This is a genomic window from Streptomyces spectabilis (assembly GCF_008704795.1).
GTDB classification, from domain to species: domain Bacteria; phylum Actinomycetota; class Actinomycetes; order Streptomycetales; family Streptomycetaceae; genus Streptomyces; species Streptomyces spectabilis.
In genome coordinates, this window is record NZ_CP023690.1 from 8,513,350 (window position 1) to 8,540,265 (window position 26,916).

General features: G+C 72.9%; 20 protein-coding genes. 8 read left to right on the forward strand and 12 right to left on the reverse strand.

Annotated elements, in window-relative coordinates; all coding sequences use genetic code 11:
• Positions 1 to 112: 112 nt before the first annotated feature.
• Positions 113 to 544 carry a PPOX class F420-dependent oxidoreductase gene (locus CP982_RS36250; RefSeq protein WP_150514338.1) on the reverse strand — a complete coding sequence of 144 codons (432 nt, stop codon included), beginning with the start codon at positions 542 to 544 and terminating at the stop codon, positions 113 to 115.
• A 158-nt stretch (positions 545 to 702) separates the two neighbouring features.
• On the opposite strand from CP982_RS36250, the gene CP982_RS36255 reads away from it, so the two are divergent.
• The 3 genes from CP982_RS36255 (at position 703) to CP982_RS36265 (ending at position 6,704) form a co-directional block, all read left to right on the forward strand.
• Complete coding sequence (locus CP982_RS36255; protein ID WP_150514339.1) at positions 703 to 2,076, forward strand: NAD(P)/FAD-dependent oxidoreductase; 1,374 nt, start codon at positions 703 to 705, stop codon at positions 2,074 to 2,076.
• A 147-nt stretch (positions 2,077 to 2,223) separates the two neighbouring features.
• Positions 2,224 to 5,535 carry a CHAT domain-containing protein gene (locus CP982_RS36260; protein ID WP_229878997.1) on the forward strand — a complete coding sequence of 1,104 codons (3,312 nt, stop codon included), beginning with the start codon at positions 2,224 to 2,226 and terminating at the stop codon, positions 5,533 to 5,535.
• A 125-nt stretch (positions 5,536 to 5,660) separates the two neighbouring features.
• On the forward strand, positions 5,661 to 6,704 hold the full coding sequence (locus CP982_RS36265; protein ID WP_150514341.1) for a glycoside hydrolase family 5 protein: 1,044 nt from the start codon (positions 5,661 to 5,663) through the stop codon (positions 6,702 to 6,704).
• Between the two features lie 102 nt (positions 6,705 to 6,806).
• Here CP982_RS36265 and katG read toward each other — a convergent pair whose 3' ends face one another.
• The gene (gene katG / locus CP982_RS36270) at positions 6,807 to 9,032 is read right to left on the reverse strand and encodes a catalase/peroxidase HPI (protein ID WP_150514342.1); all 2,226 of its coding nucleotides are present in this window, start codon (positions 9,030 to 9,032) and stop codon (positions 6,807 to 6,809) included.
• 293 nt (positions 9,033 to 9,325) lie between these two features.
• On the opposite strand from katG, the gene CP982_RS36275 reads away from it, so the two are divergent.
• Positions 9,326 to 9,739 (forward strand): Fur family transcriptional regulator, encoded by a 414-nt coding sequence (locus CP982_RS36275; protein WP_150514343.1) that lies wholly within the window; start codon positions 9,326 to 9,328, stop codon positions 9,737 to 9,739.
• Between the two features lie 23 nt (positions 9,740 to 9,762).
• Here CP982_RS36275 and CP982_RS36280 read toward each other — a convergent pair whose 3' ends face one another.
• Positions 9,763 to 10,734, reverse strand: a complete 972-nt coding sequence (locus tag CP982_RS36280; RefSeq protein WP_150514344.1) for an NADP-dependent oxidoreductase — start codon at positions 10,732 to 10,734, stop codon at positions 9,763 to 9,765.
• 140 nt (positions 10,735 to 10,874) lie between these two features.
• Positions 10,875 to 11,735: a LysR family transcriptional regulator gene (locus tag CP982_RS36285; protein ID WP_150514345.1), complete on the reverse strand. Its 861-nt coding sequence runs from the start codon at positions 11,733 to 11,735 to the stop codon at positions 10,875 to 10,877.
• 69 nt (positions 11,736 to 11,804) lie between these two features.
• Between CP982_RS36285 and CP982_RS36290 the strand changes: the two genes are divergently transcribed.
• Complete coding sequence (locus CP982_RS36290; RefSeq protein WP_150514346.1) at positions 11,805 to 12,752, forward strand: EamA family transporter; 948 nt, start codon at positions 11,805 to 11,807, stop codon at positions 12,750 to 12,752.
• A 61-nt stretch (positions 12,753 to 12,813) separates the two neighbouring features.
• On the forward strand, positions 12,814 to 13,209 hold the full coding sequence (locus CP982_RS36295; protein WP_150514347.1) for a VOC family protein: 396 nt from the start codon (positions 12,814 to 12,816) through the stop codon (positions 13,207 to 13,209).
• 82 nt (positions 13,210 to 13,291) lie between these two features.
• On the opposite strand, the gene CP982_RS36300 is transcribed toward CP982_RS36295, so the two are convergent.
• Positions 13,292 to 15,172 carry a reprolysin-like metallopeptidase gene (locus CP982_RS36300; RefSeq protein WP_150514348.1) on the reverse strand — a complete coding sequence of 627 codons (1,881 nt, stop codon included), beginning with the start codon at positions 15,170 to 15,172 and terminating at the stop codon, positions 13,292 to 13,294.
• A 206-nt stretch (positions 15,173 to 15,378) separates the two neighbouring features.
• Between CP982_RS36300 and CP982_RS36305 the strand changes: the two genes are divergently transcribed.
• The gene (locus tag CP982_RS36305) at positions 15,379 to 16,824 is read left to right on the forward strand and encodes a glyceraldehyde-3-phosphate dehydrogenase (RefSeq protein ID WP_150514349.1); all 1,446 of its coding nucleotides are present in this window, start codon (positions 15,379 to 15,381) and stop codon (positions 16,822 to 16,824) included.
• A gap of 125 nt (positions 16,825 to 16,949) precedes the next feature.
• On the opposite strand, the gene CP982_RS36310 is transcribed toward CP982_RS36305, so the two are convergent.
• Complete coding sequence (locus CP982_RS36310) at positions 16,950 to 17,564, reverse strand: nucleotide triphosphate diphosphatase NUDT15 (RefSeq protein ID WP_184925373.1); 615 nt, start codon at positions 17,562 to 17,564, stop codon at positions 16,950 to 16,952.
• 202 nt (positions 17,565 to 17,766) lie between these two features.
• On the opposite strand from CP982_RS36310, the gene CP982_RS36315 reads away from it, so the two are divergent.
• Positions 17,767 to 18,309, forward strand: coding sequence for a flagellar hook-length control protein (locus CP982_RS36315; protein WP_150514351.1), 543 nt, complete (start codon positions 17,767 to 17,769; stop codon positions 18,307 to 18,309).
• Between the two features lie 84 nt (positions 18,310 to 18,393).
• Here CP982_RS36315 and CP982_RS36320 read toward each other — a convergent pair whose 3' ends face one another.
• The 6 genes from CP982_RS36320 to CP982_RS36345 all read right to left on the reverse strand — a co-directional run bounded on the left by CP982_RS36320 (position 18,394) and on the right by CP982_RS36345 (position 26,773).
• Positions 18,394 to 21,189: an alpha/beta hydrolase gene (locus tag CP982_RS36320; RefSeq protein WP_150514352.1), complete on the reverse strand. Its 2,796-nt coding sequence runs from the start codon at positions 21,187 to 21,189 to the stop codon at positions 18,394 to 18,396.
• Between the two features lie 165 nt (positions 21,190 to 21,354).
• Positions 21,355 to 22,590 (reverse strand): MFS transporter, encoded by a 1,236-nt coding sequence (locus tag CP982_RS36325; protein WP_150514353.1) that lies wholly within the window; start codon positions 22,588 to 22,590, stop codon positions 21,355 to 21,357.
• Between the two features lie 5 nt (positions 22,591 to 22,595).
• Positions 22,596 to 23,159, reverse strand: a complete 564-nt coding sequence (locus tag CP982_RS36330) for a GNAT family N-acetyltransferase (RefSeq protein WP_150514354.1) — start codon at positions 23,157 to 23,159, stop codon at positions 22,596 to 22,598.
• Positions 23,156 to 24,376 (reverse strand): type III PLP-dependent enzyme, encoded by a 1,221-nt coding sequence (locus CP982_RS36335; RefSeq protein WP_150514355.1) that lies wholly within the window; start codon positions 24,374 to 24,376, stop codon positions 23,156 to 23,158. Before CP982_RS36335 ends, CP982_RS36330 begins: the two co-directional genes overlap by 4 nt.
• A 19-nt stretch (positions 24,377 to 24,395) precedes the next feature.
• Entirely contained in the window at positions 24,396 to 25,727 is a 1,332-nt protein-coding gene (locus CP982_RS36340) for a DUF6271 family protein (protein ID WP_150514356.1), read from the reverse strand.
• Between the two features lie 14 nt (positions 25,728 to 25,741).
• Complete coding sequence (locus CP982_RS36345) at positions 25,742 to 26,773, reverse strand: phytanoyl-CoA dioxygenase family protein (RefSeq protein ID WP_150514357.1); 1,032 nt, start codon at positions 26,771 to 26,773, stop codon at positions 25,742 to 25,744.
• Positions 26,774 to 26,916: the final 143 nt, after the last annotated feature.

The window sequence follows — 26,916 nt, forward strand, 5'->3', positions numbered from 1 at the left end:
GGGGGACCGTGGCGCACACGAGGGCGACGGGCGCGACACCACGGCGACAGCGTGAAGCTATGCCGCCGGGCGTGCGCCTAGCAAGGCTTCGCCCACACGGGTCTCCTCGCCGTCAGCCGAGCTTCTCGCCGTACACGTGGCTGACCGGCATCGTCATGAGGACCCTGCGGTCGGCGACCATCACCGCGCGGTACTCGTCCCAGTCCGGGTGCTCGCCCGCCGCCTCGCGGTAGTAGCGGACCAGGGCCTCGACCTCGGGCCCGTGGGGGTCGGTGCCCGGTCCCGTGAGGGTCACGGTGCCCTCGGCGGTGGCCCAGGACCGGCCGTCGGCGCTGGTGACCTCCAGGGCGGCGCGCGGATCCCGGCGCAGGTTCGCCGTCTTGGCCCGGCCCTCGGTCATCGAGACGTAGAGGACGTCGGCGTCGCGGTCGTAGTAGGGCATGACGGGGGAGAGCTGGGGGCGGCCGTCCGCCTTGATGGTGGCGAGGACGCCGAGCCGGCTCTCCGCGAGCAGGGCGCGTGGGGTGAAGGGCGTGTCAGTCATGTCTGAAGCCAAGGCGGGGGAGGGGGTGCTCTATTCCGGCCGGCCCCGCGCGCGTGGCGCCGTGTGCTTCCGTGCGCTCCCCGGGCGGTCTTGATCGCCCCGGTGGCACGGGATGGAGTGTCAGCTCAGCCGCCGCACCGAGGGGAACGGGTCGTGCCATGGTCGAGAGCGAGCGCAGTCTGCCGTCGGACACCCGTTGGAGCCGGGCGGTGGTCGTCGGCGGCGGGTACGCGGGTCTGGTCACCGCGCGGGTCCTGGCCGACCACTTCGACGAGGTGCTCGTCCTGGAGCGCGACGCCGTGGAGCCGGACAGCGGGGTGCACCCGAGCGTCCCGCAGGGCTACCACGCGCACGCGCTCCTCGCCAAGGGCGGCGACGTCCTGGAGGACCTGTTCCCCGGCCTGAGGACGGAACTGGCCGGTCTCGGCGCACCCGTCTTCGACTACGGCGAGCGCATCAGCTTCCTGCTGCCGACCGGCTACGCGCCGCCCGATCCGGTCGGCGTGTCCATCCAGACCTTCACCCGCGACGAGCTGGAGCGGCGGCTGCGGCAGCGCGTGGCAGCGCTCCCCGCCGTACGGCTGCTCGCCGCGACGTCCTGCGAGACGGTGACGGGCAGTGCCCCGGGCCGTCTCGACCGGGTCCGCTACCGGGCCCGTGGTGCCGACGGGCCCACCGACGTCGTCGCCGACCTGGTCGTCGACGCCTCCGGCCGCGCCACGTCCGTCGACCGCTGGCTCACCGAGGCGCGCCTTCCGGTCTCCGGCAGGACCGTCGTCAAGGCGAAGATCACCTACACGTCCGCGTGCTACGCCCGTCCGCCGGGGGACGAGCAGGACTTCGACGTCGCGTACCAGATGGCCTTCGCGCCCGGCGTGCCGCGCGGCGGAGTGGTGCTCGCCGTGGAGCACCACCGCTGGATGTGCTCGCTGTTCGGCGTCGACGGGCACGTGCCGCCCACCGACGACGAGGGCTACCTCGACTTCGCCCGCTCCCTCGGCAACCCGCGCCTCGCCGAGCAGATCAAGCGCGGCACCAGGGAGGGCGAGATCCACCGCTACACCAACCCCGGCAACGAGTGGCGGCTGCACCACAAGAACCCCCGCTGGCCCGAGCGGCTCGTCGCGGTCGGGGACGCGGTCTGCGTGTTCAACCCCGTGTACGGACAGGGCCTGACGGTCGCCGCGCTCGAAGCGGAGCTGCTCGGCCGGCTGCTGCGCCACCGCCGGGCGAACGCATCGGGGCTCGACGGCCTCAGCCGCGCCTACCAGCGCGCCGCGGCCCGGCTCATCCAGGTCCCGTGGACCATGGCCAGCAGCTCGGACCTCATGTGGGCCCCCGGCAAGCAGCCGCTGCCCGCGCGCTTCGCCCACTGGTACAACCAGCGGGTCTTCGCGCTCGCCGTCCACGACCCGGGCGTGTGGGCCCGGTTCGTCCGCGTCCTGAACATGACGGCACCGCCGTCCCTGCTGTTCCGCCCGGCCGTCCTGGCCAAGGTGGTCCGCCAGGCGCTCGCGCGCCGCAGGGGCTAGCCGCCGGCGCCCGGATACCAGGCCCCCTTCCCTTCCGCCGCGCTTTCGCGCGATCCCTCACGGCCGGGCGGCGGCGCGCGCCAGAATGGGTGCGTGGCGAGGTGAACAAAAGGGGACAAGGGGCGGGGGGCTGGGGTGACGGTCTCGGTGAGGGCGTCCTACACGTGGCGCTGCGAGAACTGCGGCCGGGAGTCCGGCGCCCCCGTGTGGCGCGTCGTCGACGCCCGCGAGCGCGCCGACGTCCTTGAGGGGCCCGGCCCCGGCGTGGCCTGGGTGGACTGCCCCGGATGCGGGACGAGAGCGCACGTCGAGGCGCCGCTGCTCGTCCTGCGCCCCGGTGCGGCGGCGCCGCTGCTGTACGCGACCTCCATGGCGGAACTCCAGGACGGGCCACCGGAGTTCGCCGTGGCGCTCCTTGAGGAGGCAGCGGCGGCCGGGGCGTTCCGCGACGACGACGTCTTCACCGGCAAGGCCATTCCGCTGCCGCGCAGGCTGCTGCCCTTCGTCCTGACCCGCGACGTCGAACGGGACCTCGGCGACCCCGAGGCGGCGTGCCGCGACCTGGAGCCGGAAGGGCCGCCGACCGTCGCCAACTACGAGGTCTTCCTCCGGCTCCTCGCCGGGGATCGCGACGAGTCCCGGGTGGACGACCTGCTGCGCGCGGTGCTCACGAGCCCGCCGGACGAACTGGCCGCGCTCCTGCGGACCCACCCGGAGCTGACGGAGGACACGAGGGTGCGGGACGCCGGCCGCGAAGAGCTGCGCGCGGCGGTCGGCACCCCGCTGGAATCGGTGCTCCAGCGGCGGCAGGAGCTGCTCGACGGCCTGTGCGACGGCCGCACGCCCGCGCAGGTGGCGGTGGACCGGTACTTCGAGTCCCTGAGCCGGTTCGGCGGCGGTCTGCGCACCCAGCTGCGCGACATGTACGCCAGGGCCTGCGAGGCCCCGGGCCCCGAGAGCGTTCCGCTGGTCCGCGAGGCCCTCGCGCTCGCGGCCGACCTCGGCGAGCGGGAGACGGAGAGCGCGCTCGCCGCCATGCTCGGCGAACGCCTGATGGGCGCCGTCCACGCCGGGCTCGACGCCGACCTCTCCGAGGCGTACGAGGCCCTCGAACGCGCCCTCGCCCTGCTGCCGGAGGGCAGCCTCGACTGGGTGCGGGTGGCGAACAACCTCGCCAGCGCCCACTACGCGCGCGACGACGGCGACCGGCACGAGGTCTGGGAGGCCGCCCGCGTCCTGCTGGAGCGCGCGAGCGCACTCGACCGCGCCGAGCACCCCGAGTTCTGGGCCAGGATCCAGACCAACTACGGGCTGCTGCTCGCGGAACGGCCGGGCGGCGGCACCGAAGACCTCACGCTCGGCATCGACCACATCAGGGCCGGGCTCACCGAGCGGTCCCCGGAGCGCTCCACGGTGAACTGGGCCTACTCCATGGCCAACCTCGGCCTGGTGCTGTCCCGTCGCGCCGGTCCTGACGACCTGGGCGAGGCGGAGCGCTGCTACCGCGACGCGCTGCGCCTGCTGCACCCCGACGCCGATCCGGTGCTGTGGTCGCAGACGCAGTGCAACCTGGCCCATCTGCTGCTGTCCCGCGAACCCGCCGACGCCGAGGGCGCCCGCGCGGCGGCGGCCGCGGCCCGCGACCTCGCCGCGCGGCGTCCCGGCCTGCTCGACACCGGCCGCATCGCCTGGCTCCTCGCCCAGGCCGGGGACCTGCTCGACGGGCCCGACAACGCGGGGAGCACCCGGCTGCGCCGCGAGGCCCTGGCGGCCGCGCCGCCCGCGGTCGCGCCCTCCCTGCACCTCGGCATCGCCAGGGAACTCCTCACCACCTACGCGTCGGCGCAGCGCTGGACCGAGGCGGCCGACGTCGCGTCGGACATGCTGACCGCCGTGAGCGTGCTCTACGACGCCCAGGTCACGGTCGCCAGCCGCCGCGGTGTCCTCGTCCAAGTGGACCGGCTCGCCCGTTGGACGGCCTTCCTGCTCGCGCGGGCGGGCCGCCCGGAGCGCGCGGTGGAAGCGCTCGAACGCGGCCTCGCCTGCGAGCTGTCCGTGGTGGCCGGACGGGGCGCCGCGGACCTCGCGGAGCTCGACCGCGTCGACCCCGTCATGGCCCGCCGCTACCGGCAGGCCCGCTCCCGCTACCGGTCCACGGTCGGGGGCCCCTCCCCGATGAACCCCGACGGTGCGGCGCCCGCGACCCGGGAGCAGGCCGGCGCCGAACGCGAGCTGCGCGCGGTCGTCGAGGACGTCCAGGCGATCCCGGGCTTCGAGGACTTCCTGCGCACCACCGAACTGCGGGACATCGTCCGGGCCGCGGGCGGCCGTCCGCTCGCCTACCTGGTGAACTCCCCCTGGGGCAGCTACGTCCTCGCGGTCCTCGGCACCCGGCCCACCGTACGGGCCGTACTCGTGCCGGAGGTCACCAGCACCACCCTGGCCCGGCTGCTCCTGATGGACATGGACGACCCGGACGGCGACGCGGTGGGCCTGTGGCTCGTGCAGCAGGCCCCCACGGCCACGTACCGGCGTCTGCTCCCCGCCGCCCTGGACCGCCTGACCGCCCTCGAACCGCTCGTACGCCCGCTCGCGGCGCTCCTGACCGAGGACGCGCGGCACGAGGCGGTCGTGGTGCCGACGGGCCTCCTCGGCCTGGTGCCGCTGCACGCCCTTCCGGTGGGGGCGGGCACGGACGACGTGCTCGACGACGTCGGCACCCTGATGCTCTCGCCGTCCGCCGCGGTGCGCGAGGCCACGCGCTCCCGGGCCGCGCGGCCGCCGCGGACGCCGCCGCGCCTGGCGGCCGTCGCCGACCCCGACGGCTCGCTGCCCGGCAGCCGCAGCGAACTCGCCGAGATCCTCGACCTGTTCGCGGGCCGGGGCGAGACCGGCCACGCGGTGGGGGCCGACGCCACCGTGGCCTGGGTGCTCGACCACCTCGCCACGGCGTCGTACCTGCACCTCAGCTGTCACGGCAGCGCCGGATTCGACAGCCGGGGCGGATCCCTCGCGCTCGCCGACGGCCCCTTGGACATGGACACCCTCGTGCGGCACCAACTGCCCGTGTGCCGCCTCACGGTGGCCAGCGCCTGCCAGTCGGGGCACTACGGCATCATCGAGACCCCCGACGAGTTCCTCGGCCTCCCCGCCGCCTTCCTCCAGGCGGGCGCGGCCTGCGCCGTCAGCAGTCTGTGGCTCGTGGACGACCTGGCCACGGCCGTCCTGATGACGCGCTTCTACGAACTGCTCGCCCAGACCCACGACCCGGTACCGGCGCTGCGCCGCTCCCGCCGCTGGCTGCGCCGGCTCACATGGGACGAGCTGGAGCGGTACGCGGAGGCGCACCGCCACCTGGCGGCCCTCAGCGAGGGGTACGCGGCCCGCGCGCGGGGCAGGAGGAAGCACCCCTTCGACTCTCCTGTCCACTGGGGCGCGTTCACGGCCTGGGGAGTGTAGGGGAGGCCCTGGGCCGGCGCGGGCCCCGAGCCCCTCTTTTGTCATGAACCTTGTGAGTCGCTCCTGCCGCTGGTATCCAATGGTTAGGAAAGGTTCCTAACCTTCAACGGCCTGGAGTCCCCCCCATGAAACCGACTCGCTCAGCAGCCGCCCTCGCCGCCGCGCTCGTGGCGGGCCTCGTGTCCGCCGCCGCGCCCGCCACCGCCACGGGTCCCGCCGCGCCGCGCACCGCCGCCGCGACCCCCGTCGCCGCCAACGGCCAGCTCACCGTGTGCGGCACCAAGCTCTGCAACCAGCGGGGCAAGGCCATCCAGCTGCGCGGGCTGAGCAGCCACGGCACCCAGTGGTACGCGCACTGCCTCACCGGCGGCTCGCTCGACGCCCTCGCCGGTGACTGGAACGCCGACGTCCTGCGCGTGTCGACGTACGTGCAGGAGGGCGGATACGCCTCCGACCCGCGCAAGTTCACCGACCTGGCCCACAAGCTCATCGACATGGCGAGCGCGCGCGGCATGTACGTGATCGTCGATTGGCACATGCTCGACCCCGGTGACCCGCACGCCAACCTGGCGCGCGCCAAGACCTTCTTCACCGAGATAGCCCAGCGCCACAAGGGCAAGAACAACATCATCTACGAGATAGCCAACGAGCCGAGCGGGGTGAGCTGGTCGCGCGTCAAGTCCTATGCCGAGCAGATCATTCCGGTGATCAGGAACATCGACGCCGATGCCCCCGTCCTGGTCGGCACCCGCGCGTGGTCGTCGTTCGGCGTGTCGGAGGGCTCGGACGAGAAGGAGGTCGTGAACAACCCGGTGAAGGCCGGGAACATCATGTACACGTTCCACTTCTACGCCGACTCGCACCGCGAGGAGTATCTGAATACGCTCTCGCGGGCGGCCGACAAACTCCCGGTGTTCGTCACGGAGTTCGGCACCCAGAACTACGCGGGCGAGGGTTCGAACGACTTCGCCATGTCGCAGAAGTACCTGGACCTGATGGCCTCGAAGAAGATCAGCTGGGTCAACTGGAACTTCTCCGACGACGACCGCACCGGCGCCGTCTACAAGACCGGCACCTGTGCCGCGAACGGCCCCTGGACCGGCACGAGTCGCCTCAAGCCCGCGGGCGTGTGGATCCGGGAGCGCGTGCGCAGCGCGGACGACTTCTGAGCGCGGCCGGGATCGACCATCTGGTCATCGACCGGTACGTGGTCACAAAAGGTCCAGGCCGGGCCCGTGCGGGCCCGGCCTGGACGGTGGAGCGGGGAACGGCTAGACGAGGTCGAACCGGTCGAGGTCCATGACCTTGGCCCACGCCGCGACGAAGTCCTTCACGAACTTCTCCTCGGCGTCGTCGCTCGCGTAGACCTCCGCGACCGCGCGCAGCTCGGAGTTCGAGCCGAAGACCAGGTCGGCGCGGGTGCCGGTCCACTTGACCGCGCCGCTCGCGTCCCGGGCCTCGAAGGTGTCCTGGGCCTCGGACGTCGACTTCCACGTCGTGCCCAGGTCGAGCAGGTTGACGAAGAAGTCGTTGGTGAGCGTGCCGGGCCGGTCGGTGAGGACGCCGTGCTTCGACTGCGCGTGGTTCGCGCCGAGCACGCGCAGGCCGCCGACGAGGACCGTCAGCTCGGGGGCGCTGAGGTTCAGCAGGTTCGCCTTGTCGATCAGCAGGTACTCGGCCGGAAGGCGGTTGCCCTTGCCGACGTAGTTGCGGAAGCCGTCCGCGGCCGGCTCCAGGGCGGCGAACGACTCGACGTCCGTCTGCTCCTGCGCCGCGTCCACCCGGCCCGGCGAGAAGGGCACCTCGACGGCGACGCCCGCGTCCTTGGCGGCCTGCTCGACCGCCGCGTTGCCCGCGAGGACGATCAGGTCGGCGAGGGAGACCTGCTTGCCGCCCGACTGGGCGGAGTTGAAGGACTCCTGGATGCCCTCCAAGGCGCGCAGCACCTGCGCGAGGTCGTCCGGGTTGTTGACCTCCCAGTTGCGCTGCGGCTCCAGGCGGACGCGGGCGCCGTTGGCGCCGCCGCGCTTGTCGCTGGCGCGGAAGGAGGACGCCGACGCCCACGCCGCCGAGACGAGCTGCGCGACGGTGAGGTCCGAGGCCAGGATCCGCTCCTTGAGGGAGGCGGCGTCCGCGGCGTCGATGCTCTCCCCGGTGCGCTCCGGCAGCGGGTCCTGCCACAGCAGCACCTCGGAGGGGACCTCCGGGCCGAGGTAGCGCACGACCGGGCCCATGTCACGGTGCGTCAGCTTGTACCAGGCGCGGGCGAAGGCGTCCGCGAACTGCTCCGGGTGCTGGTAGAAGCGGCGCGAGATCGGCTCGTAGACCGGGTCGTAGCGCAGCGAGAGGTCGGTGGTGAGCATCGTCGGACGGTGCTTCTTCGAGGAGTCGAAGGCGTCCGGGATGATCTCGGGGGCGTTCTTCGCCACCCACTGGTGGGCACCGGCCGGGCTCTTCGAGAGCTCGTACTCGTACTCGAAGAGGTTCTTGAAGAACAGGTTGCTCCACTGGGTGGGCGTCTCGGTCCAGGTGACCTCCAGGCCCGAGGTGATGGCGTCCTTGCCCACGCCCGTGTTGTACGTGCTCCGCCAGCCGAGGCCGAGCTGCTCCATGGGCGCGGCCTCGGGGTCGTCGCCGACGTTGTCCGCGGGCCCTGCGCCGTGGGTCTTGCCGAAGGTGTGGCCACCGGCGATGAGGGCGACGGTCTCCTCGTCGTTCATCGCCATGCGGCGGAACGTCTCGCGGATGTCGCGGGCCGCGGCGACCGGGTCGGGGTTGCCGTTGGGGCCCTCGGGGTTGACGTAGATGAGGCCCATCTGGACCGCGCCGAGCGGGTTCTCCAGCTCGCGGTCGCCGGTGTAGCGCGCGTCGTCGAGCCAGTTGGTCTCGGGGCCCCAGTAGACGTCCTCCTCCGGCTCCCACACGTCCTCGCGGCCGCCGGCGAAGCCGAACGTCTCGAAGCCCATCGTCTCCAGGGCCACGTTGCCGGTGAGGACCATCAGGTCGGCCCAGGAGATGTTCTTGCCGTACTTCTTCTTCACCGGCCACAGCAGCCGACGGGCCTTGTCCAGGCTCGCGTTGTCCGGCCAGCTGTTGAGCGGCGCGAAGCGCTGCTGGCCCGCACCGGCCCCGCCGCGGCCGTCGCTGATGCGGTACGTGCCCGCGCTGTGCCAGGCCATGCGGATCATCAGCGGGCCGTAGTTGCCGAAGTCGGCGGGCCACCAGTCCTGCGAGGTGGTCAGGACCTCGGCGATGTCGCGTTTCACGGCCGGCAGGTCCAGGGCGGTGAACGCCGCGGCGTAGTCGAAGTCCTCACCCATCGGGTTCGCCACGGCCGGGTTCTTGGCGAGGATCTTCAGATTCAGCCGCTCCGGCCACCACTGGCGGTTCCCGCCGCCCTGCGTCGGGTGCGGGGCGCGCCCGTGCGCGACCGGGCAGCCGCCGCTTGTCTCCTCCGTCTTCGGGTCGGTGACGATTGCGTCGGGGTTCTCAGCCATGGGAATCCTTCCGGATCGGTCTGGGCGAATCGTGGAACGCGAAGAACTGCAGGCGGTGGAAGGGGCCGCACCGACCGCGTGATCGACGTCAGCGACTTCTCCGTACGACTTGTGGTGGTTGTCCCTGACGCGTCCTTGGAACAGGGCGAGGCTGCCCTTGGCCATCGTCGGGAACCGATCCTACGATGGACGGGATCCAGGTCAAGAAGCTCACCTGATCCATATTCATTCGGAGCAAGTAGCGCTGCCGTAAACTCCGGGTACTCCACCGAACCGAGTAGGTGAACCGACATATGAGCGACCTGCTGGAGCGACTGCGAGGGCGTGGCTGGCGGGTGACCTCCCAGCGACGCGTCGTCGCCGAGGTCCTCGACGGCGACCACGTGCACCTCACGGCCGACGAGGTGCACGCGCGCGCGGCCGAGAGACTGCCGGAGATCTCCCGCGCGACCGTCTACAACACGCTGGGCGAGATGGTCTCCCTCGGTGAGGTCATGGAGGTCTCCACCGACGGCCGCGCCAAGCGCTACGACCCCAACGCCCACCATCCGCACCAGCACTTGGTCTGCTCCCGCTGCGGCACCATCCGCGACGTCCGTCCGACCGGCGACCCGCTGGCCTCCCTGCCGCCGGAGGAGCGGTTCGGGTTCGCGGTCTCGGGGGCCGAGGTCACCTACCGGGGGCTGTGCCCGGCCTGCATCGCCTGATCACGTCCGGGCCGCGCGTGCGATCAGGCGTCGGTGACCGAGAGCACGATCTTGCCGGTGGTGCGGCCGGTCTCGCCCAACACATGCGCCCGGGCGGCCTCTTCGAGCGGCAGGACCGCGTCGACGAGCACGCGCAGCCGGCCCTCCTCGACCAGTGAGGTGATCGCCCGCAGGCCGCCGTGGTCGGGCTCGACGAGCATGAACACCGCCCGCACCCCGGCCGCCTCGGCCTCCGCGACGGGGAAGTCGCCGTCCGGCGGCAGGAGCGAGACCAGGGTGCCGCCCGGCCGCAGGGTGCGCAGGGACCGGGCCCAGTGGGGCCCGCCGATGCCGTCCACGACGACGTCGACGTCCCGGAGCACCGCGGCGAAGTCCTGGGCCCGGTGGTCGATCAGCTCGTCGGCGCCGAGCGCGCGCAGCACTTCGTGCTTGGCGGCACTGGCCGTGCCGATGACGTGCGCGCCGCGCGCCTTGGCGATCTGCACGGCCAGATGGCCGACCCCGCCCGCGGCGGCGTGTACCAGGACGCGCTGCCCCGGCCGCACGTCCGCGGTGTCCACGAGCGCCTGCCACGCGGTCAGCGCGGCCAGCGGCAGGGCACCCGCCTGGACGTGGGTCAGGCCCTCGGGGCGCGGCGCGAAGTGCCGGGCCGGGGCCGTGACGTACTCGGCGTAGGCGCCCGCCGGGTGCGGGAAGCGCGGCATGCCGAACACCGCGTCGCCCGGCCGGAAGAGCGTCACGCCCTGGCCGACCGCCGCGACCACCCCGGAGACGTCGAAGCCGAGGGTGAAGGGCGGCGTCGCGCCGGTCGCGAACACGCCCCGCGCGCGGGTCTTCCAGTCGGCCGGGTTCACTCCCGCCGCGTGCACCCGGACCAGGATCTCGCCCCGGCCCGGATCCGGTCGCCGCACCGTGACGAGCTTGAGGACGTCCGGTGCTCCGGCGGCGTCCTGGGAGACGGCGCGCATGGTGGTGGGGGTGGTGGCCTGGTGCATGGTGAGGTGCCCTCTTCGGCGGTCGGTCCTGCGGATGTTCCGGCTGTCGCGCTCCGGTGCCGCCGGGGCGCGACCCCCAGCGTGCAGGGGCGGAGAGGGCTTCAGTAGCGGCCCGATGGCCAGGGAGCGACAGGATCGGGTCACGCCCCGGTCGCGAGGACCTCGTGGACGAGGGTCACCAGGTCCGCGAGGGCCGGGTGGCCGAGGCCCTCGCGCCAGGCGAGCACGAGGGGCACCGGCGGGGCGTCCGCGAGCGGCCGGTACACGAGCGCGGGATGAGCGTAGGTGCCCGGCGTGGCCGAGGTGGTGACGCCCACGGCGCGGCCCGCGGCGATGGCGATGAGCCACTCGTCGGTGTTGGTCACCTCGACGGTCGCGGCGGGCCCGGCGGCCGACGGCCACAGGTCCGGTGTGGTGGTGCCGGAGACGGTGTTGAGGGCGATCGGCCGGTCCGCGAGGTCCGCGAGGGTGAGCCGGGGCAGCGCCGCCAGCGGGCTGTCCTTCGCCATGACCACCACCCGCTCCTCCATCCGCAGCAGCTCGGTGCGGAGCCCGGGCGCGGCGACCGCGCCGCGCAGCAGGGCCGCGTCCACCGCGCCCCGGGTGAGGCCCGCCGTGCGGTCGTCGACGCGCAGCAGCTCCAGCGGGACGCCCGGGCGCGTCTCGTCCCAGCGGCGCACCAGCGCGACGGTGTGGTCGCCGAGCGCCGCCCAGGTGTGGCCGAGGCGCAGCGGCCAGCTCGTCAGGCCTGCCGGGTCGAGGGCGGTCTCCACGGCGGCGAGCGCGGCGGTGGCCTTGTCGCGGAACGTCCGGCCCTCGGCGGTCAGCTCCAGGTGATGGGTGGAGCGGTCGGCGAGCCGGGCGCCGAGGTGGTCCTCCAGCTGGCGCAGGGTGCGGGAGAGGGCGGGCTGCCCCACGTGGAGCCGGGCCGCGGCGCGGGTGACGTTGCCCTCCTCGGCGATGACGAGGAAGGCGCGCAGATGCCGCAGCTCAATGGTCATGCTTCCAGAGCATAACCGCAGTGAAACAGGCATTTCACGTGGCGCGCGCGGCTCCCTAGCGTGAGGCGCATGACTTCCACGGCGCACACTTCATCCCCGACGACGGCCGCCTCGTCGTCCCCCGCTACGGCCGCCACGGCCGCCACGCCCGCGGTCCTGCGCGACGCCGCCGCCGGGCACGGCACCCTCGGCGGTGTCGGCCTGGTGCTCGCCGGGGCGGTGACCGTGCAGTTCGGGTCGGCCGTCGCGGCGCTCCTGTTCCCCCGCGCCGGGGCGTTCGGCACGGTCGCGCTGCGGGTGGCGTTCGCGGCGGTGCTGCTGCTCGTCGTCACCCGGCCCCGGCTGCGCGGCCACCCGCGCGCCGACTGGGCGGTGGCGGTCGGCTACGGCCTCGCGCTCGGCGGCATGAACATCCTCTTCTACCAGGCCATCGACCGGATCCCGCTGGGCGCCGCGGTGACCCTCGAAGTGCTCGGGCCACTGCTGCTCTCGGTCGTCGCCTCGCGCCGCGCCGCCAGCCTGCTGTGGGCGGGACTCGCGCTGACCGGCGTGTTTCTGCTGGGCCAGGGCCAGGGCGGGTTCGGCCGGCTCGGCGCCGTGGGCGTGGCCTGCGCCCTGGGGGCCGGGGCGATGTGGGCGGCGTACATCGTGTTCAGCGCCCGCGCGGGCGCCCGCTTCCCGCGCCTCGACGCGCTGGCGATCGCGATGACCGTCGCCATGCTGGTCAGCCTGCCGCTGGGCATCGGGGCCGCGGGCGGGACGCTGCTCGAACCGGGCGTGCTCGCCCTCGGCCTGGCGATCGCGGTGATGTCCTCGGGCGTCCCGTACGCGCTGGAGCTCCTGGCCCTGCGCCGTCTGCCCGCGGCGACCTTCGCGGTCCTGACGAGCCTGTCGCCCGCGCTTGCCGCGCTCGCCGGCTATCTGGTCCTCGACCAGGGCCTCTCGCCGCTCCAGTGCGCGGCGATCGCCCTGGTCGTGGCGGCGAGCGCGGGCGCGGTCCGCACCGGCGGGCGCTGAGCCCGAAGGTGGTCAGTTTTCGAGAAGCGACCGGGGCCGACGGCTGCCTACCGTGGTCGCCATGGACATCAAATTGCAGGTGAACGCCCTCATGCTGGGCGTCGATGACGTCGCCGCCGCCAAGAAGTTCTACGTCGACGGGCTCGGCTGCGAGGTCGAGCTCGACCACCCCGGGTTCGTCCGCTGCGGCCTGGGCGAGGGCTCCCCGTCCCTCGTGCTGTACACGCGGGAGGCGGCGGCTCAGGACGCCGGGGTCCCGGCGGAGGGGTCCGGCTTCCGCGGCTGCTCGTTCCACTTCATCACCGCGTCGCGGGAGACGGTGGACGAGGTGATGCGCGCCGCGGTGGCCGCGGGCGGCACCGCGGTCAAGGCGGCGGCCGCCGCCGAGTGGGGCGGGTACTTCGGCTACTTCAGCGACCCCGACGGCCATCTCTGGAAGGTCGCCACCGAGGCCTGACCGCGCCACCCGGCGCCCGAGGCCCGGCCGCCGCCCCTTTTGCGGGCGGCGGCCGGGCCTCGGATGCCGTACCGGTCCGTGGTCAGCCGGTGTACGTGAAGCCGATGGACGCGGTCAGGGAGCCGCCGCGGGCCGTGGCGAACTGGACGGGGCCCGCCTGCGGGTAGGCGGGCGCGGTGAACGTGACCTTGGTGTCGTCGACGACGCGCACGTTCGTGGCCGCGACCCCGCGGAAGCCGCCCGCGGTCGGCGTGCCCGCGAGGACCTGGGTGGTGCCGGTGAGGCCGCCGCCGGTCAGCGTGACGGTGAAGCCGCCCTTGACGGAGCCCGTGTCGGGGCTGACGGCGGTGAGCGCCGCCGGGATCGGGCTGAGCGGGGCACCGCTCCTGACGAACTTCACGGTGACGTAGTGGTCGCTGTCCATCGTGACGCTCAGGGACGCCGCCCGGGTGGGCTGGACCTTTCCGTCCACGGTCCAGCGGTCGATCGTGTAGCCGGTCTCCGGGGCGGCGGTGACCGTGACCTGGTCACCGGTGGCGAACAGGCCGGTGGAGGGGGCGCTGACCGTGCCGCCCGTGCCGTCCTGCGGCACCGCCGTGAGGGCGTGGCGCTTGGGGTCCGTACTGCCGCCGGGCGTGCGGTAGTTGGCGAGCACCGGACCTGTGAGGTTCATGACGCGGGTGCTGTCGGCCGGTTCCTTCGAGCCGAGGGCCACGCCGCGCGGCGCTCCGTCGTACTCCTGACGGGGGTTGGAGAACCACATCTTGTTCTCGCACTTGTCCTCGTCGGCGCAGCTCATGTTGTAGCCCATGATGTCGACCCAGGTGCGGTCCTTCGGCAGGAAGCCGTGGTTGTCCGGGTAGTACGGGTTGTGGTTGCCGGGCCGGTAGTTGTCCTCGTCCGGGTCGATCGGGTCGGTGAGGTAGTCGTGGTTGAGGCCGAAGTTGTGGCCGATCTCGTGGGCGAGGTGGTGGGTGCCGAAGGTGTCGGCCTGCTGCGCGCCGAAGCCGGTGTCGTCCGTGCTGTATTTGGCGTTCTCGCCCGGGATGAGGCGGGGCAGTGAGGGGGTCATGCCGGTTCCGGCCGTGTACTCGCCCTCGGGAGGCGTGAACTTCGACAGGACGTGGACGAGGTCGGCGCCCTTCTCGTCCCGGGTGGCGCGGACGCTCGCGGCCCAGTCGTCGGAGTAGCGCGGGTCCTCCGGGTTGGCCAGCGCGTTCGTCATCCCGTCCATGTCGCCGGCCGCACCGCTCCAGCTCGGCGTCTCGAACGTCCCCAGCAGGTTGAGACGGGCCTTCACCTCGCTGTCGGCGTACGCCTGGTTGGTGCCCTCGACGGCGGCCTTGGCCTGGAGCGCGAGGGCGTCGGCGCCGCCCTCGGTCTCCGCAGCGGTCTCCGGGGTGTAGCCGATCAGCACGTCGATGACGGGGTCCTTGGGCTCGGCGCGTCTGCTGGGTGGCGCCGCGGGACGCGCGGGTCTGGCGAGCCGCAGCGCGTCGCGGACCAGCGGGGTCTGGCGCACGGTGTCGAACGAGCGGACGCGCGAGACGCCGGGCCGCACGGCGTCCAGGGCGTGGCGCACGCGCCCCTCGTGGATCTCCCCGGCGACCTTGGGCCTGCCCTTGCCGCACGCGCCGTCGACCGCGAGGGTCACCGGCCGGTCGGAGCGCCCGGCGAGGCGGCCGCTCCACAGCAGGGTGCCCTCGCGGTCGCGCGAGACCTTCGTGGCGTGGGCGGTGACGGACCTGCCGTCGGGGAGCGGCAGGACGCGCCGGTCGGGCGCCGCGACGGGTCCGCGGCGGCACAGCGCGCGGAAGGCGCCCTCGGGCCACTCGGCCCCGCCCGTGCGCAGCAGTCCGGGGAGGCCGGGGTCGGGCGGCGCGGCGGCGGGGCTCGGGGCCGCGGGCAGAGCGGTGGCGAGCGTGGCGGCCGCCGCGACGACGGCGAGTCTGACGGGGATCATGGGGCTCCTTCGTGCACGTGCGCGAACGGTGAGGACACGAGCACGATCACCCGCCGCGGCGGTGGACGCGGGGGGAGCGGGGCCGAATGGCCGCCTGAGAAGGGTGACCCCGGCCCCCGGCGGTGATGGCGGGGAGGGCACCCCATGGAGGGTCGAACAGGCGTGGGGTTAGCATATGAGCGCCGCCTAGCTCGAAAGATACTCCTGTGACTGTCAATGACGACTCGTTCACCAACTGGAAGCACCGCGAGGAAACCGCGGAGTCGATGATCCCGCTCATCGGGAAGCTGCACCGCGAGCGGGACGTCACGGTCCTGCTGCACAGCCGCTCCCTGGTGAACAAGTCGGTGGTCAGCATCCTCAAGACCCACCGATTCGCCCGCCAGATAGCCGGTGAGGAGCTCTCGGTCACCGAGACGCTGCCGTTCCTGCGCGCCCTCACCGCGCTCGACCTCGGACCCTCCCAGATCGACATCGGCATGCTCGCCGCGACGCACAAGGCCGACGACCGCGGTCTGTCGGTGGCGGAGTTCACCGCCGAGGCCGTCGCCGGCGCCACGGGCGCCAACAAGATCGAGTGCCGCCAGGGACGCGACGTCGTCCTGTACGGCTTCGGCCGCATCGGCCGCCTCGTGGCCCGCCTGCTGATCGAGAAGGCCGGCTCCGGCAACGGCCTGAGGCTGCGCGCCATCGTGGTCCGCCGGGGTGGCGAGCAGGACATCGTGAAGCGCGCCTCGCTGCTGCGGCGCGACTCCATCCACGGCCAGTTCCAGGGCACGATCACCGTCGACGAGGCGAACAGCACGATCATCGCCAACGGCAACGAGATCAAGGTGATCTACGCGGGCGACCCCTCGGAGGTCGACTACACGGCGTACGGGATCAAGGACGCCATCCTGATCGACAACACCGGCAAGTGGCGCGACCGCGAGGGCCTGTCGCAGCACCTGCGTCCGGGCATCGACAAGGTCGTCCTGACGGCGCCCGGCAAGGGCGACGTCCCGAACATCGTGCACGGCGTCAACCACGACACGATCAAGCCGGACGAGCAGATCCTGTCCTGCGCCTCCTGCACCACCAACGCGATCGTCCCGCCGCTGAAGGCGATGGCCGACGAGTACGGCGTGCTGCGCGGCCACGTGGAGACCGTCCACTCGTTCACCAACGACCAGAACCTCCTGGACAACTACCACAAGGCCGACCGCCGCGGCCGCTCCGCGCCGCTCAACATGGTGATCACCGAGACCGGTGCCGCGTCGGCCGTCGCCAAGGCGCTGCCCGACCTCAAGGCGCCCATCACGGGCAGCTCGATCCGCGTACCGGTGCCGGACGTCTCGATCGCGATCCTCAGCCTGCGCCTGGGGCGCGAGACCACCCGCGAGGAGGTCCTCGACCACCTCCGCGAGGTGTCGCTGACCTCGCCGCTGCGCCGCCAGATCGACTTCACCAGCGCCCCCGACGCGGTCTCCAACGACTTCATCGGCTCGCGCCACGCCTCGATCGTCGACGCCGGCGCCACCAAGGTCGACGGCGACAACGCGATCCTCTACCTCTGGTACGACAACGAGTTCGGCTACTCGTGCCAGGTCATCCGCGTCGTACAGCACGTCTCCGGCGTGGAGTACCCGACCTACCCGGCCCCGGCGGTCTGACCCGGCGGACACGAAAGGGCCCCGCCGCGACGGGGGAGCGCGGCGGGGCCCACGCATCTGGTACCCGGTGGCGGCGAGGCCATTCCCAGGCATGTCGCTCTCCTTGGAACAGGTTCCACTCCTCCTTATACGGAGTGAGCTGCTCCGTCCGCTGCGGCGCGGGATCCGACCGTCTCCGGTCGGACCGGGTGCGGCGTTACGGCGTTGCGGTGGACCGGTGGCAGGTCGGGCAGCAGTCCCGGCCACATCGTCTCCAGGACGTGCGCGCTGGGGGTGAACAGGGCCGCGCCGAGCCGTGGCAGGGCGGTCACCTCGTGCCACTCCCAGCGGTCCATGAGCAGGGGCTCGGTCACGGTCGGCGTGCCTGTGGCGCGGGTGACGTGGACGGCGGCGGTCAGGCGCGGCACGCCGTGGACGGCGTCCATGAGGACGGCCAGCACACGGGCGTCGGCGGGCGCGGCCGTCAGGCCCGTCTCCTCCCGGAGTTCGCGGACGGCGGCCTGCTCGAACGACTCGCCGGGGTCGGGCTTGCCGCCGGGCAGCTCCCAGGCGCCGCGGCGCGAGTGGCCGAGCAGCACCCGGCCCCGCTCGTCGGTGACGACGACGCCCGCGCCGACGACGGCGTGCGGGGTGGGGCGGCGGTTGTCGGCGTAGGTGAGCGGCGGGTGCCCGGGGGCCTGGTCGGGAGTGGGCCCGGGAGTGTGGTCGTCCGTCGGTGCGTGCCGCTGTGTGTGTCCCACCCGTGTTCCTTCCGTGTTCCTTCCGGTCTTCCTGGTCGTGAGTCGATCATCCCGGCTGGGGCCGCCGTGACCAAGGGGCCGTGGATGTCCGGTTATGGCTCTTGGAGAAGCTGTGAAGGAAGTGAAGAATCCCTGATCGACCGGCACTTCGAGGGTCTTGCTCCGCAACAGCCCTGCTCCGCGTCAGCCATGAGGAGAAGCCTTGCGTTCGATCAAGATGTCCGTGCGCTCCGTCTGCCTCGCCGCGGCCGCCCTCGCGGTCGCGGCGGGCACCGTGACCCCGGCGGCCGCCGCGCCGTCCGACACCCGGAACACCAAGGCCATGACCTGGACCTTCCTCGGCGACGGGCCCGACGGCACCGTGCGCGTGGGCGGCGGTCCGCTGAGCAACCCGTACCAGGGCGACACCGCCACCGGCACGGCGCTGCCCGTGCTCTGTCTGAAGGTCGACGGCAGCCCCGTGCCCGCGGGCATCACGCCCGACTTCTACGCGGGCTGGGCCAAGGGCACCGTCGCCGCCACCAACCCCATCCGCGGCACCCGCCTGACCAGCCTCGCGGCCGCCGACGGCCTGTGCGCGAACACCTTCGGCACGGGGTGGCGCATGGCCGAGTTCCACGACGGCAAGTACGGCCCGAACCTGGCCAGTTCGGGCGGCTGGAGCTTCTGGGCGTACGGGGACGTCCCCGTCGGGACCCGCTTCTGGACGTACATCAACGACCAGCCCGCCAACCCCTGGAGCTGAGCGGCGCCGCGAACGCGGGAGCGGGCGGCCCCCTGAGGGAGCCGCCCGCCCTGTTCCCGCACCGCTCACGGCGCGGGGCGTCGCCTAGGAGGCGTTGCGCACCCGGCCGGTGAACACCGGACCCCGGTGCTCGTTCCAGTTCTCGTCGAACGTGTAGAGCCGGAGCCGCACCGACTCCTGGCCCTCGCGCACCCGGTCCTTCACGGTGGGGACGCTCAGCTCCGCGCTGCGCTTGCCCGCCTTGACGTACACCGAGAGGTACGGGTCCCGCGTCACCTTGGACAGCGCCCGTTCCGGATTCGGCTTGCTGTCGAACTGCCGCTTGAGCCAGGCCTTGTCGACGTCCTTGGTGGACAGTTCCTTGCTGCCGCTGACGCGCTCGAAGCGGAACGCGACGAAGGTCTCGACGTCGGCGGCCTCGGACAGCGAGACGCGCCACTTGAGCGGCTTGCCCTCGGTGACCTTGGCCGCGACCGGCTTCACGCTGACCTTGGGCATCGGGTCGTCCTCACGGACGAAGACCCCGCCGTGGTAGCCGCCGACGACCGCGCCGCTGATCGTCTTGGCGAACACGTCCTGGGAGGACGGACCGCCGTAGCGCTTGTTGCCCTTGACCTCGAACGGCACGCCGACGGACGTGTCGCCGGGGCGCACCGTGACCGTCTTGGCGACGAACCTGTCCGGGTTCGGGCCCGGCACGAAGAGCCGCACCTTGCCGTTGCCGTCACCGGTCACCCGCACCGGAGCGCGGTACGTACGGACCCCGGAGTCGCCCTCGTCGACCCGCAGCTGACCGATGTCGACGCGCGCGAGCCGCGACGGGCGCACCTCGGCCGTGCCGGGGCGCCAGCCCCAGGCATCCATCAGCCACGCCTTGCCGGAACCGGTGCGCGAGGTCAGCTCCAGGGCCTTGACCTGCTTCAGATCGAGCCCGGCACGCGCCGCGGCCGTCAGCGGAACCCGCAGCTCCTGGCCCCAGTACGTGGCCATGTACCCGGTGCCCGGCAGCCCGTCGGCGCGGACCTGGCCGAGCTTGGCCCGCTTGCCCGAGGCGTCGACGGCCGTCACGTCCAGCTTGGTGCCCTTGGTGTTGGGCGGCACGATCAGGCGCAGTGCGAGCGCGTCGGAGCCCTGGAGGGAGACCGGGCGCGCGTTCTTGACGGACATCGTGGAACCGGTCCTGGACCAGTTCATCGCGAGGGCGTACCGACCGGGGTCGGGGGACACCTCGAAGCCCGCGAAGTGCGGGGACTGGCCCTTGGCGCCGCGCGTGAGGCAGCCCTTCGACCCGGACGAGGTCTGGTCGCAGAGCGTGCCGCCGGTCACCTCGAGCGAGCGGCCGGGGACGACGGCGGGCGTGCGCTGCCCGCCGACGGCGTGGGTGAGCACGCGGGCCGGGTTCGCCGAGGGCGCGCCCTTGCCCGAGCCGTCGAGGAGCGGACGCGCCGCGTCGTCGCCCTCGACGAAGAGCCGGGCGGCGGCCGCGATGTAGGTGGATCCCGCCTTCTGCTGCTGCTTCGCCTTCAGACGCGGGCCGTGGCCCGGCGAGCACACCGGGTCGGGCCGCGGACCCGAGGGGGAGAAGTCGTCGTCGGCGGGCGCCTGCGCCTGCCCCGGCGTCCACTCGGTGTTGAAGAAGTTGTGGTTGGCGCCGACCATGTACACCGAGCTGTGCAGCGCGGAACCGTTGCCGACTCCCCGGGTGTTGTCCGAGTAGAGCTGGCCCTGGAGATCGGAGACGTCACCGTCGCAGCCCGGCAGGAGCGTCACGGACGGCACGTCCGGGTCCGGGTTGTGCCCGAAGACCGTGGGGCCGATGAGGACCGTGCCGCGGATCTGCCAGCGCGCCTTGTGCGGGTAGCCGTCCTCGTCGGCGGGCGGCTGGTAACGGCTGTCGAAGGCCGCGCGGTTGACGCCCTCGCCGCCGCGGGAGTGCCCGACGAGCAGGACGCGGTCCAGGTCGACCGGCGCGGTCCCGCGGACGGCGCCGGGGGCCTTGCTCGGGTCCGCGGCCCAGTCGGCGAAGCGGCCGAGGTGCTGGCGCACGAGCGAGGAGCGGGCCTGCGCGCCGTTGTCGGCGGCGCGGTCGTCCTGGCTGTTGATGGCGTTGGCGGAGATCGACACCGTCACATAGCCCTGGGAGGCCAGGAGCTTCTGGTCGTGCAGATAGCCCTGGTAGCTCGGGATCGGCTTCCAGCCGGACTTGCAGGGCCAGCTGCCGTCCGACTTGTCACCCTTGTAGCAGGTGCCGTGACGGCCGTGCAGGAACAGGGCCAGGGGCCGCTTCCCCGGCGCGTCGACGGGGCCCACGACCGCGGCCCGCATCTCCACCTTCTTGGGGAAGCCGGGCAGCTTGACCGACTCCAGGTCGTACTCGCCCTTGACGGTGCGGTACTTGCCGGGCTTGCCGGGGTCGACCTCGGCCGCGGGCAGCCGGTCGGGGGCGGGTGCCGCCTCCTGGGGCGGCGCGGCCGGCTCGGGCTTGTCGAGGCGACGGCCGCCCGCGAGCGCCTGGACGTCCCCCAGGGCGTCCTTCGCGGTGACGCCTTCGTCGGCGAGCTTCAGCCGGAACGTCCGCTGGTCGTCGGTGGCCGTGGGGCGGCCGAGCAGCCGGTCGCCCGCGTAGAACTCGACCCGGGCGTCGCCCATCGGCACCGGCTGCGGCGCGCGCCACACCAGGTGCTGGTCGGCGCCGTCGCCGGTGAGTTCCCAGCCGGGCGGGAGCCCGTCGCCGGGTCCGTCCGACAGGCCGGGCGATATGAGGTCGTCGGAGCGCTGCGCGCGCGGCTGGTCCGGCGACGCGTGCGCGAGCTCCGGCAAGCCCACCGCGAGCGCGAGCGCCGTGACAGCGGCAGTCGCCAAGCGCGGGACACGGATCAAGACAGTCCTCCTCGTCACTTGCTCCCCCGAGAGCCCTTACGTCACAGGGCTCCTCCGGACCAGGAGAGGGCAACGGGGGCCGCGGGGTTGCCTCGTGGGAGCGGAGATTCGTACAAGATGCGGCGGATTGCGGGCGGATAACAGTCGGAGATCGGGCAAAAGCGGTCAAGCCGTGGTGGTTGCCTGATCGTCGACGGTCGTGCCGACGGCCGCTTGCCCCGCCGGTTCCGCGAGCCCGTCGGCGGCCCGCTCCACGGGAGTCCAGTCGATCCGCAGCGCGCAGCAGGACACCAGGAGGGCCGAGACCGCGACGGCCGCCATGCCCCAGACCAGGCTGCTGCCGCTGGCGATGAAACCGATGACCGGGGGACCGGCGAGCAGCCCCGTCGTGCCCATCGCGGCGACCAGGGCGAGGGCCTGCGAGCCCTGCCGGGCGGCGGCCACGTACACGCACGGAGTGACGGCCGCGAGGCCGAGCCCCATGCAGGCGAAGCCGATCAGGGCCGGTGCGACGCCGCCCAGGAGCAGGGCGAAGGCGAGCCCGGCGGCGGCCAGGACGCTGCCCGCGCGGACGACGCGGCCGTCGCCCCAGCGGGTGCGCCAGCCGTCGGCGAAGAGGCGCGCGAGCACCATCATCACGGACACCACGGCGATGCCGAGCGGGGCGACGCGGGACGAGGCGTCGGCGACGTCCTTCATGTACAGCGCCGACCAGTCGTTCATCGAGCCTTCCGCCACGGTGCCGAAGACCATGGCGAGGCCCATCCAGAGCGTGACGGCGGCGGGCAGGACGAAGCCGCGGCGCTTCTTCTCCCGGGGCGCGTCCGCCTGCTGATCCTCCGTCAGAAGTGCCGGGTGGGCGAACATCGCGAGCAGCAGGACGAGGATCGCGGCCGCGCCGAAGTGGGCGGCCACCGACGACGTCAGGGCGCTCGTGCCGGACGCGAGCAGGGCCGCGCCGAGGGAGCCGCCGCTGAACGTGGCGTGCAGCTTCGCCATGGCGGTGCGTCCGTAGCGGGATTCGAGCGCGGCGCCCTGCGCGTTCATGGCGACGTTGAGACAGCCGACGCCCACGCCGTCGGCGCACATGATCAGCAGGGCCACCGGATAGTTCGGCGCCACGGCCAGGGCGAGCAGGAGCAGTCCGAGGAAGACGGTGGAGACGAAGGCGAGCCGCCGCGACCCCCACCGCCGGGTGAGCACCGCGACCAGCGGGAAGGACACCGCGGCGCCGACCCCGCAGGCCATGAGGAGCAGACCGAGTTCGGCCTCGCTCAGATCGAGCCGGGACTTGAGCGCGGGCAGCCTGGCGGCCCAGGTGGCGTACTGGAAGCCGAGGGCGCAGAACAGCGCCGCGATGGCTATCTGTGCCCGGCGAAAGTCATCGCGAACACGCAACATGTGCATCAGCCTCTTTGTCTTTCCCGTGGAGCGGGTGGAGCGGGTGGAGCGTGTGGAGCCCGTGGAGCGGTGCCCGGCAGCGCCTTCGACATGTAGAGCGCGTCCGCGCCGTAGCCGTCCGGGAGCGGGACGTCGGGGTGGGCGGCGAAGCCGTGCGCCGCCCAGAAGGTGTCGCTGCCGCCGACGGCGACGAGGGAGATCCGCTCGTACGTCAGGGAGCGCGCGGTCGCCGAGAGGTGGCGCAGCAGGCGCCGGGCGAGCCCGCCGCCGCGCAGGTGCTCGGCGATGACCAGGTCGTGCAGGTGCAGATTGCGGGAGGGGAAGGCGGACGCCTCACCCAGGGTCAGATCGGGGCACTGGAAGAGGGGGTAGGGCAGCGCGAGCACATAGCCCGCGGCTCCCCGGCCGCCGTCCAGGACGAAGCACGTACCGGGTGAGGACGCGGCCCGGGACTCCAGGGCGGCCCGCCCCTCGGAGAGGCCGAGGGGCGTGTAGACCGCGGCCTCCAGGGCGGCGATGCCGTCCCAGTCGGCGTCGGCGATGGCCCGTATCCGCAGGCCGGCGCTCATGTGACGGCCCTCCCCGCGCCTGAGCCGGCGAGGGCTTCGCGCTCGCCGCGGATCCAGGTGTGCGGCAGCGGACGGAAGCCGTTGAAGCCCTGCGTCGTGTAACTCGTGGCGTACGCGCCGGTGGAGAGCACCCAGACGGGGTCGCCGGAGGCGGCCTGCCGCGGCACCTGGACCGGGCTGCCCTCGTGGCTGTACGCGTCGTCGCTGTCGCAGGTGGGTCCCGCGATCACGGCGGGAACGCGGTCCGCGCCGCGGTGCGTGGGGAAGACGAGGGCGTACTGGAGCGCGTCCATCTCGTACAGGCCGTTGAACTTGCCGCAGCTCAGGTACAGCCAGTGGCGGCGTTCCCCGGTGCCCTGCTGCCGGGTGGAGAGCCGGGACACGTGGGCCCGCATCGCGCCGTGGTCGGCGACCAGGTGGCGGCCCGGTTCGATGACGAAGTCCAGGGGCGTCGGGGACACGGCCCGCAGCCGCCGCATGCCCTCCCGGATCACGGCGAAGATCTTGTCGAGGGGCGGTTCGAGGGGACGGCCGTGGCGGTCGCGGTAGCCGAGGGCGGGCAGTCCGCCGCCCAGGTTGACGTGGTCCAGGTGGATACCTCGGAGCCGCAGGGCCGCGATCACGTCGGCCATGCGCGCCAGGGCGCCGCGCCAGGCCTCGGCCGTCATCTGCTGGGAGCCGACGTGCACGGACAGGCCCGCCGGGGTCAGGCCCGCGTCCCGCGCCGCCTCGAGGACGCGCAGCGCGTCGGCGGGCGTGCAGCCGAACTTGTGGCTCAGGCCCCACAGCGCGCCGCCCCCGTCGGTGGCGAGACGGCAGAAGACGCGGGCGCCCGGGGCGAGCGCCGCGATCGCGAGGACGTCCTCCACGCTGTCCGTGGCGAAGTCCCTGATGCCCAGGCGGTGGGCGTCGGCGATGTTCCGGTCGGACTTGACGGTGTTGCCGTAGTGGACGCGGTCGGCCGGGACGCCGGTCGCGAGGGCCTGGGCGATCTCGTGCGGGCTCGCCGCGTCGAAACCCGCGCCCCGCCGGGCCAGGGCGGTGAGGACCTCGTCCAGCGGGCAGGCCTTCATCGCGAACCGGACCTCCACGCCCGGCAGTTCGCGGCGCAAGGACGCGTAGCGCTCCTCGATGCCCGGCAGGTCGAAGACGAGCCGGTCGTCGGTCGCGGCCTCCAGGGCGGCGCGCAGCCGTGTGGTGACGTACGTGGTGTTCATGTGGATGCTCTGTCCCTCGCTAGCGGTCCAGCTCGGGGGCGTGGCCGTCGACGCGGGGCACGCCCGTGGACGCGCTCGCCCGCACCAGCGCCGCCCACGCCTCGATGAGCAGTGCGAAGTCCTCCATGTCCTGGCGCGCCTCGTCGATCAGGCGGGCGCGGCGCGCGGGCAGCGTGGCGGCGAACTCGGCGTAGCGCCCCCCGAGCTTGCGGTAGGAGCGCTCGATGACGTCGAGGCGGGCCTCGTTCTCGGCCGTGTCCAGGAGCGTGCTGGCGCGCACGAGTTCGGCGACGCGGGCCGCCCGCACGCCGTGCCGGGCGTCGAGGAGCGCCGCCCCTTCTCGCGCCAGGTCCGCGTAGACGCGGTTGAGGTAGAGCATGGACAGGAAGAACTTCGTGAACCGCGTCTGGTACGCGGCGAAGCCGGGGTCGGTGCGCCGCTCGCCGGTGTAGAAGTTCACGATGTCGCGGTTGTGCAGCACGCCCGGCAGCGTGCCGTTGTACACGACGTGCAGCAGGAAGTAGTCGCTGCCGATGGTGTTGGTGGCCGGGGGCAGCGGCACGCGCTCGTGCACCTGCTGGAAGCTGATGTTGCACATGTCGACCCGCATGGGGTCGACGAGGGTCAGGACCGCGTGGTCCGCGGTGAACGGCTCGGTGCCCGCGCCCTTGAAGGACTCCTCGACGAGGGCGCGCTTGTCGTCCTGGGACCAGTCGGCGGGGGCCCAGAGACTGACGACGTCGTGGTAGACGCCGGGGTCGAGGTCGTGGATCTCGCCGATGTCGACGGACAGTTCGCCGATGAAGGAGCCGCCCACGAGGACCACCGGCTTGTCCGCGTGCGCCGGGTCGAGCGCGGTCTCGGTGACGCCGGAACCGGCGTCCCCCGCGCGCTTGCCGAGCGAGGTCAGCTCGTGGTGGACGGGGAAGGCGGTCGTGTCGCCGAGGACCTGGTAGCCGCTGTCGGAGTCCCTGCGGTGCACGGAGGAGCAGCCGAGGGCGCTCGCGATCAGGAACGCCCGGTTGGTGCAGGCCCCGTAGGACGGCTCGGCGGGCAGCATCAGGTCGAGCAGCAACTGGGGCTTCGGCAGCTCCGATCGCTGGATCACCTGGCGCAGGAACACGCGCTGGGCGGCCTCGCCGAGGTGGTGGACGACGACGTTCGGAGTGCCGATGGCGGCGCGCGCGGCCCGGGCGTGCTCCGCGAAGGCGGCGGGCTCCGCGGAATCGAGGATCAGCACGTGCACCTCGACGTCGAAGTGCGCGGCGGCGTACGCGGCTTCCCGGCCGAGGGCGGTGATCACGGGGGCGCAGGCCCGGTCGGTGGGCAGGGCGAGGCAGATCTTGCGCATGTCGGCTCCCCGCCTCACCGGTGGGCGTCGGCGGAGTGCCAGGGCGTGAGCCCCAGGAGCCTCTCGCCGAGGCTGTTGAGGGCGGCGGTGCCGTAGCGCTCGGACTCGGGCAGGCGGGCGTCGCCGAGCAGCGTCGCGTTCCAGTCCGGGGTGCTCAGGTGCCGCCAGGATTCCACCCGGGACTTCCGCAGGACGTGGTGCTCCTCAAGGGCGGGCATCATCGACAGGTACTGCACCGCCCGGACGCCGTTCGCCGAGGTGTTGGGCGCCACGCCGTGGGCCAGCATGCCGTTCCAGATCAGCAGGTCGCCCGCCTTCAGCTCGGGCCGGACCACGGGGAACTCCGCGCGGTCGGTGTCCGGCCGCACCGGGTCCCGGTCGGCGGGCTGGTCGAGCTTCCAGCGGTCGAAGCGGCGGAACAGCTCGGGCGAGCACTGGAAGCCGCCGAGCTCGCTCTCGGTGTCGTGCAGCGCGATGATCCCCTGGACGCGCTGCGGCAGCACGCTGAGCGTGGAGTCGACGTCCCAGTGCAGCTCGATGTCGAAGCCCGTGTCCGTGGGCGCGATCAGCGAGCGGGAGCGGTTCTTGACGTTCGGCGGGTTGAGGTTCAGCCGGTCGAGGGTCACCCAGAGCTCCTCGCAGTCCCATACGTCGACGAACGCGTCGTAGACGCGCTGGGTCTGGCGACTGTCCCAGATCAGCTGGTGGTGGTAGGCCTCGACGAAGCCGTAGACGTACAGGTCCCGGTCGAGGTCGGTGCGGAACTCCCGCTCCTCGTACCAGCTCTCGGGCCGGTCCCGGTCCAGACCCTGGAACTCCCAGGCGAAGTCGAGGAGCCGGCGCGCCGCGTCGGCGGGTATCGCCTCCTCGACCACGACGTACCCGTACGTCTGCCAGAAGGTGTACTGCTCCGTCGACAGGACGCGCAGCGGGCGGGACTTGCGGATGTCCTTCAGGGGCGTCTGCGCGAGGTACGTCTCGCCGTCGGCGCTGAAGTACGGGGTCGGGGAGGCGGCGCGGTGCAAGGGTGCGGCGGGTGCGGACATGCACGTACTCCTGGCGTGGTGGGTGGTGAGAGACGGGCAGGAGCGACCGCGGCTTCGTGGTTCCGGGCGTGGGGGAGCCTCGGGCGGAGGCGGGTCGGAAACGGTGGAAGCGCTGTCGCCGACGCGGCCGGGGAACAGCGGTG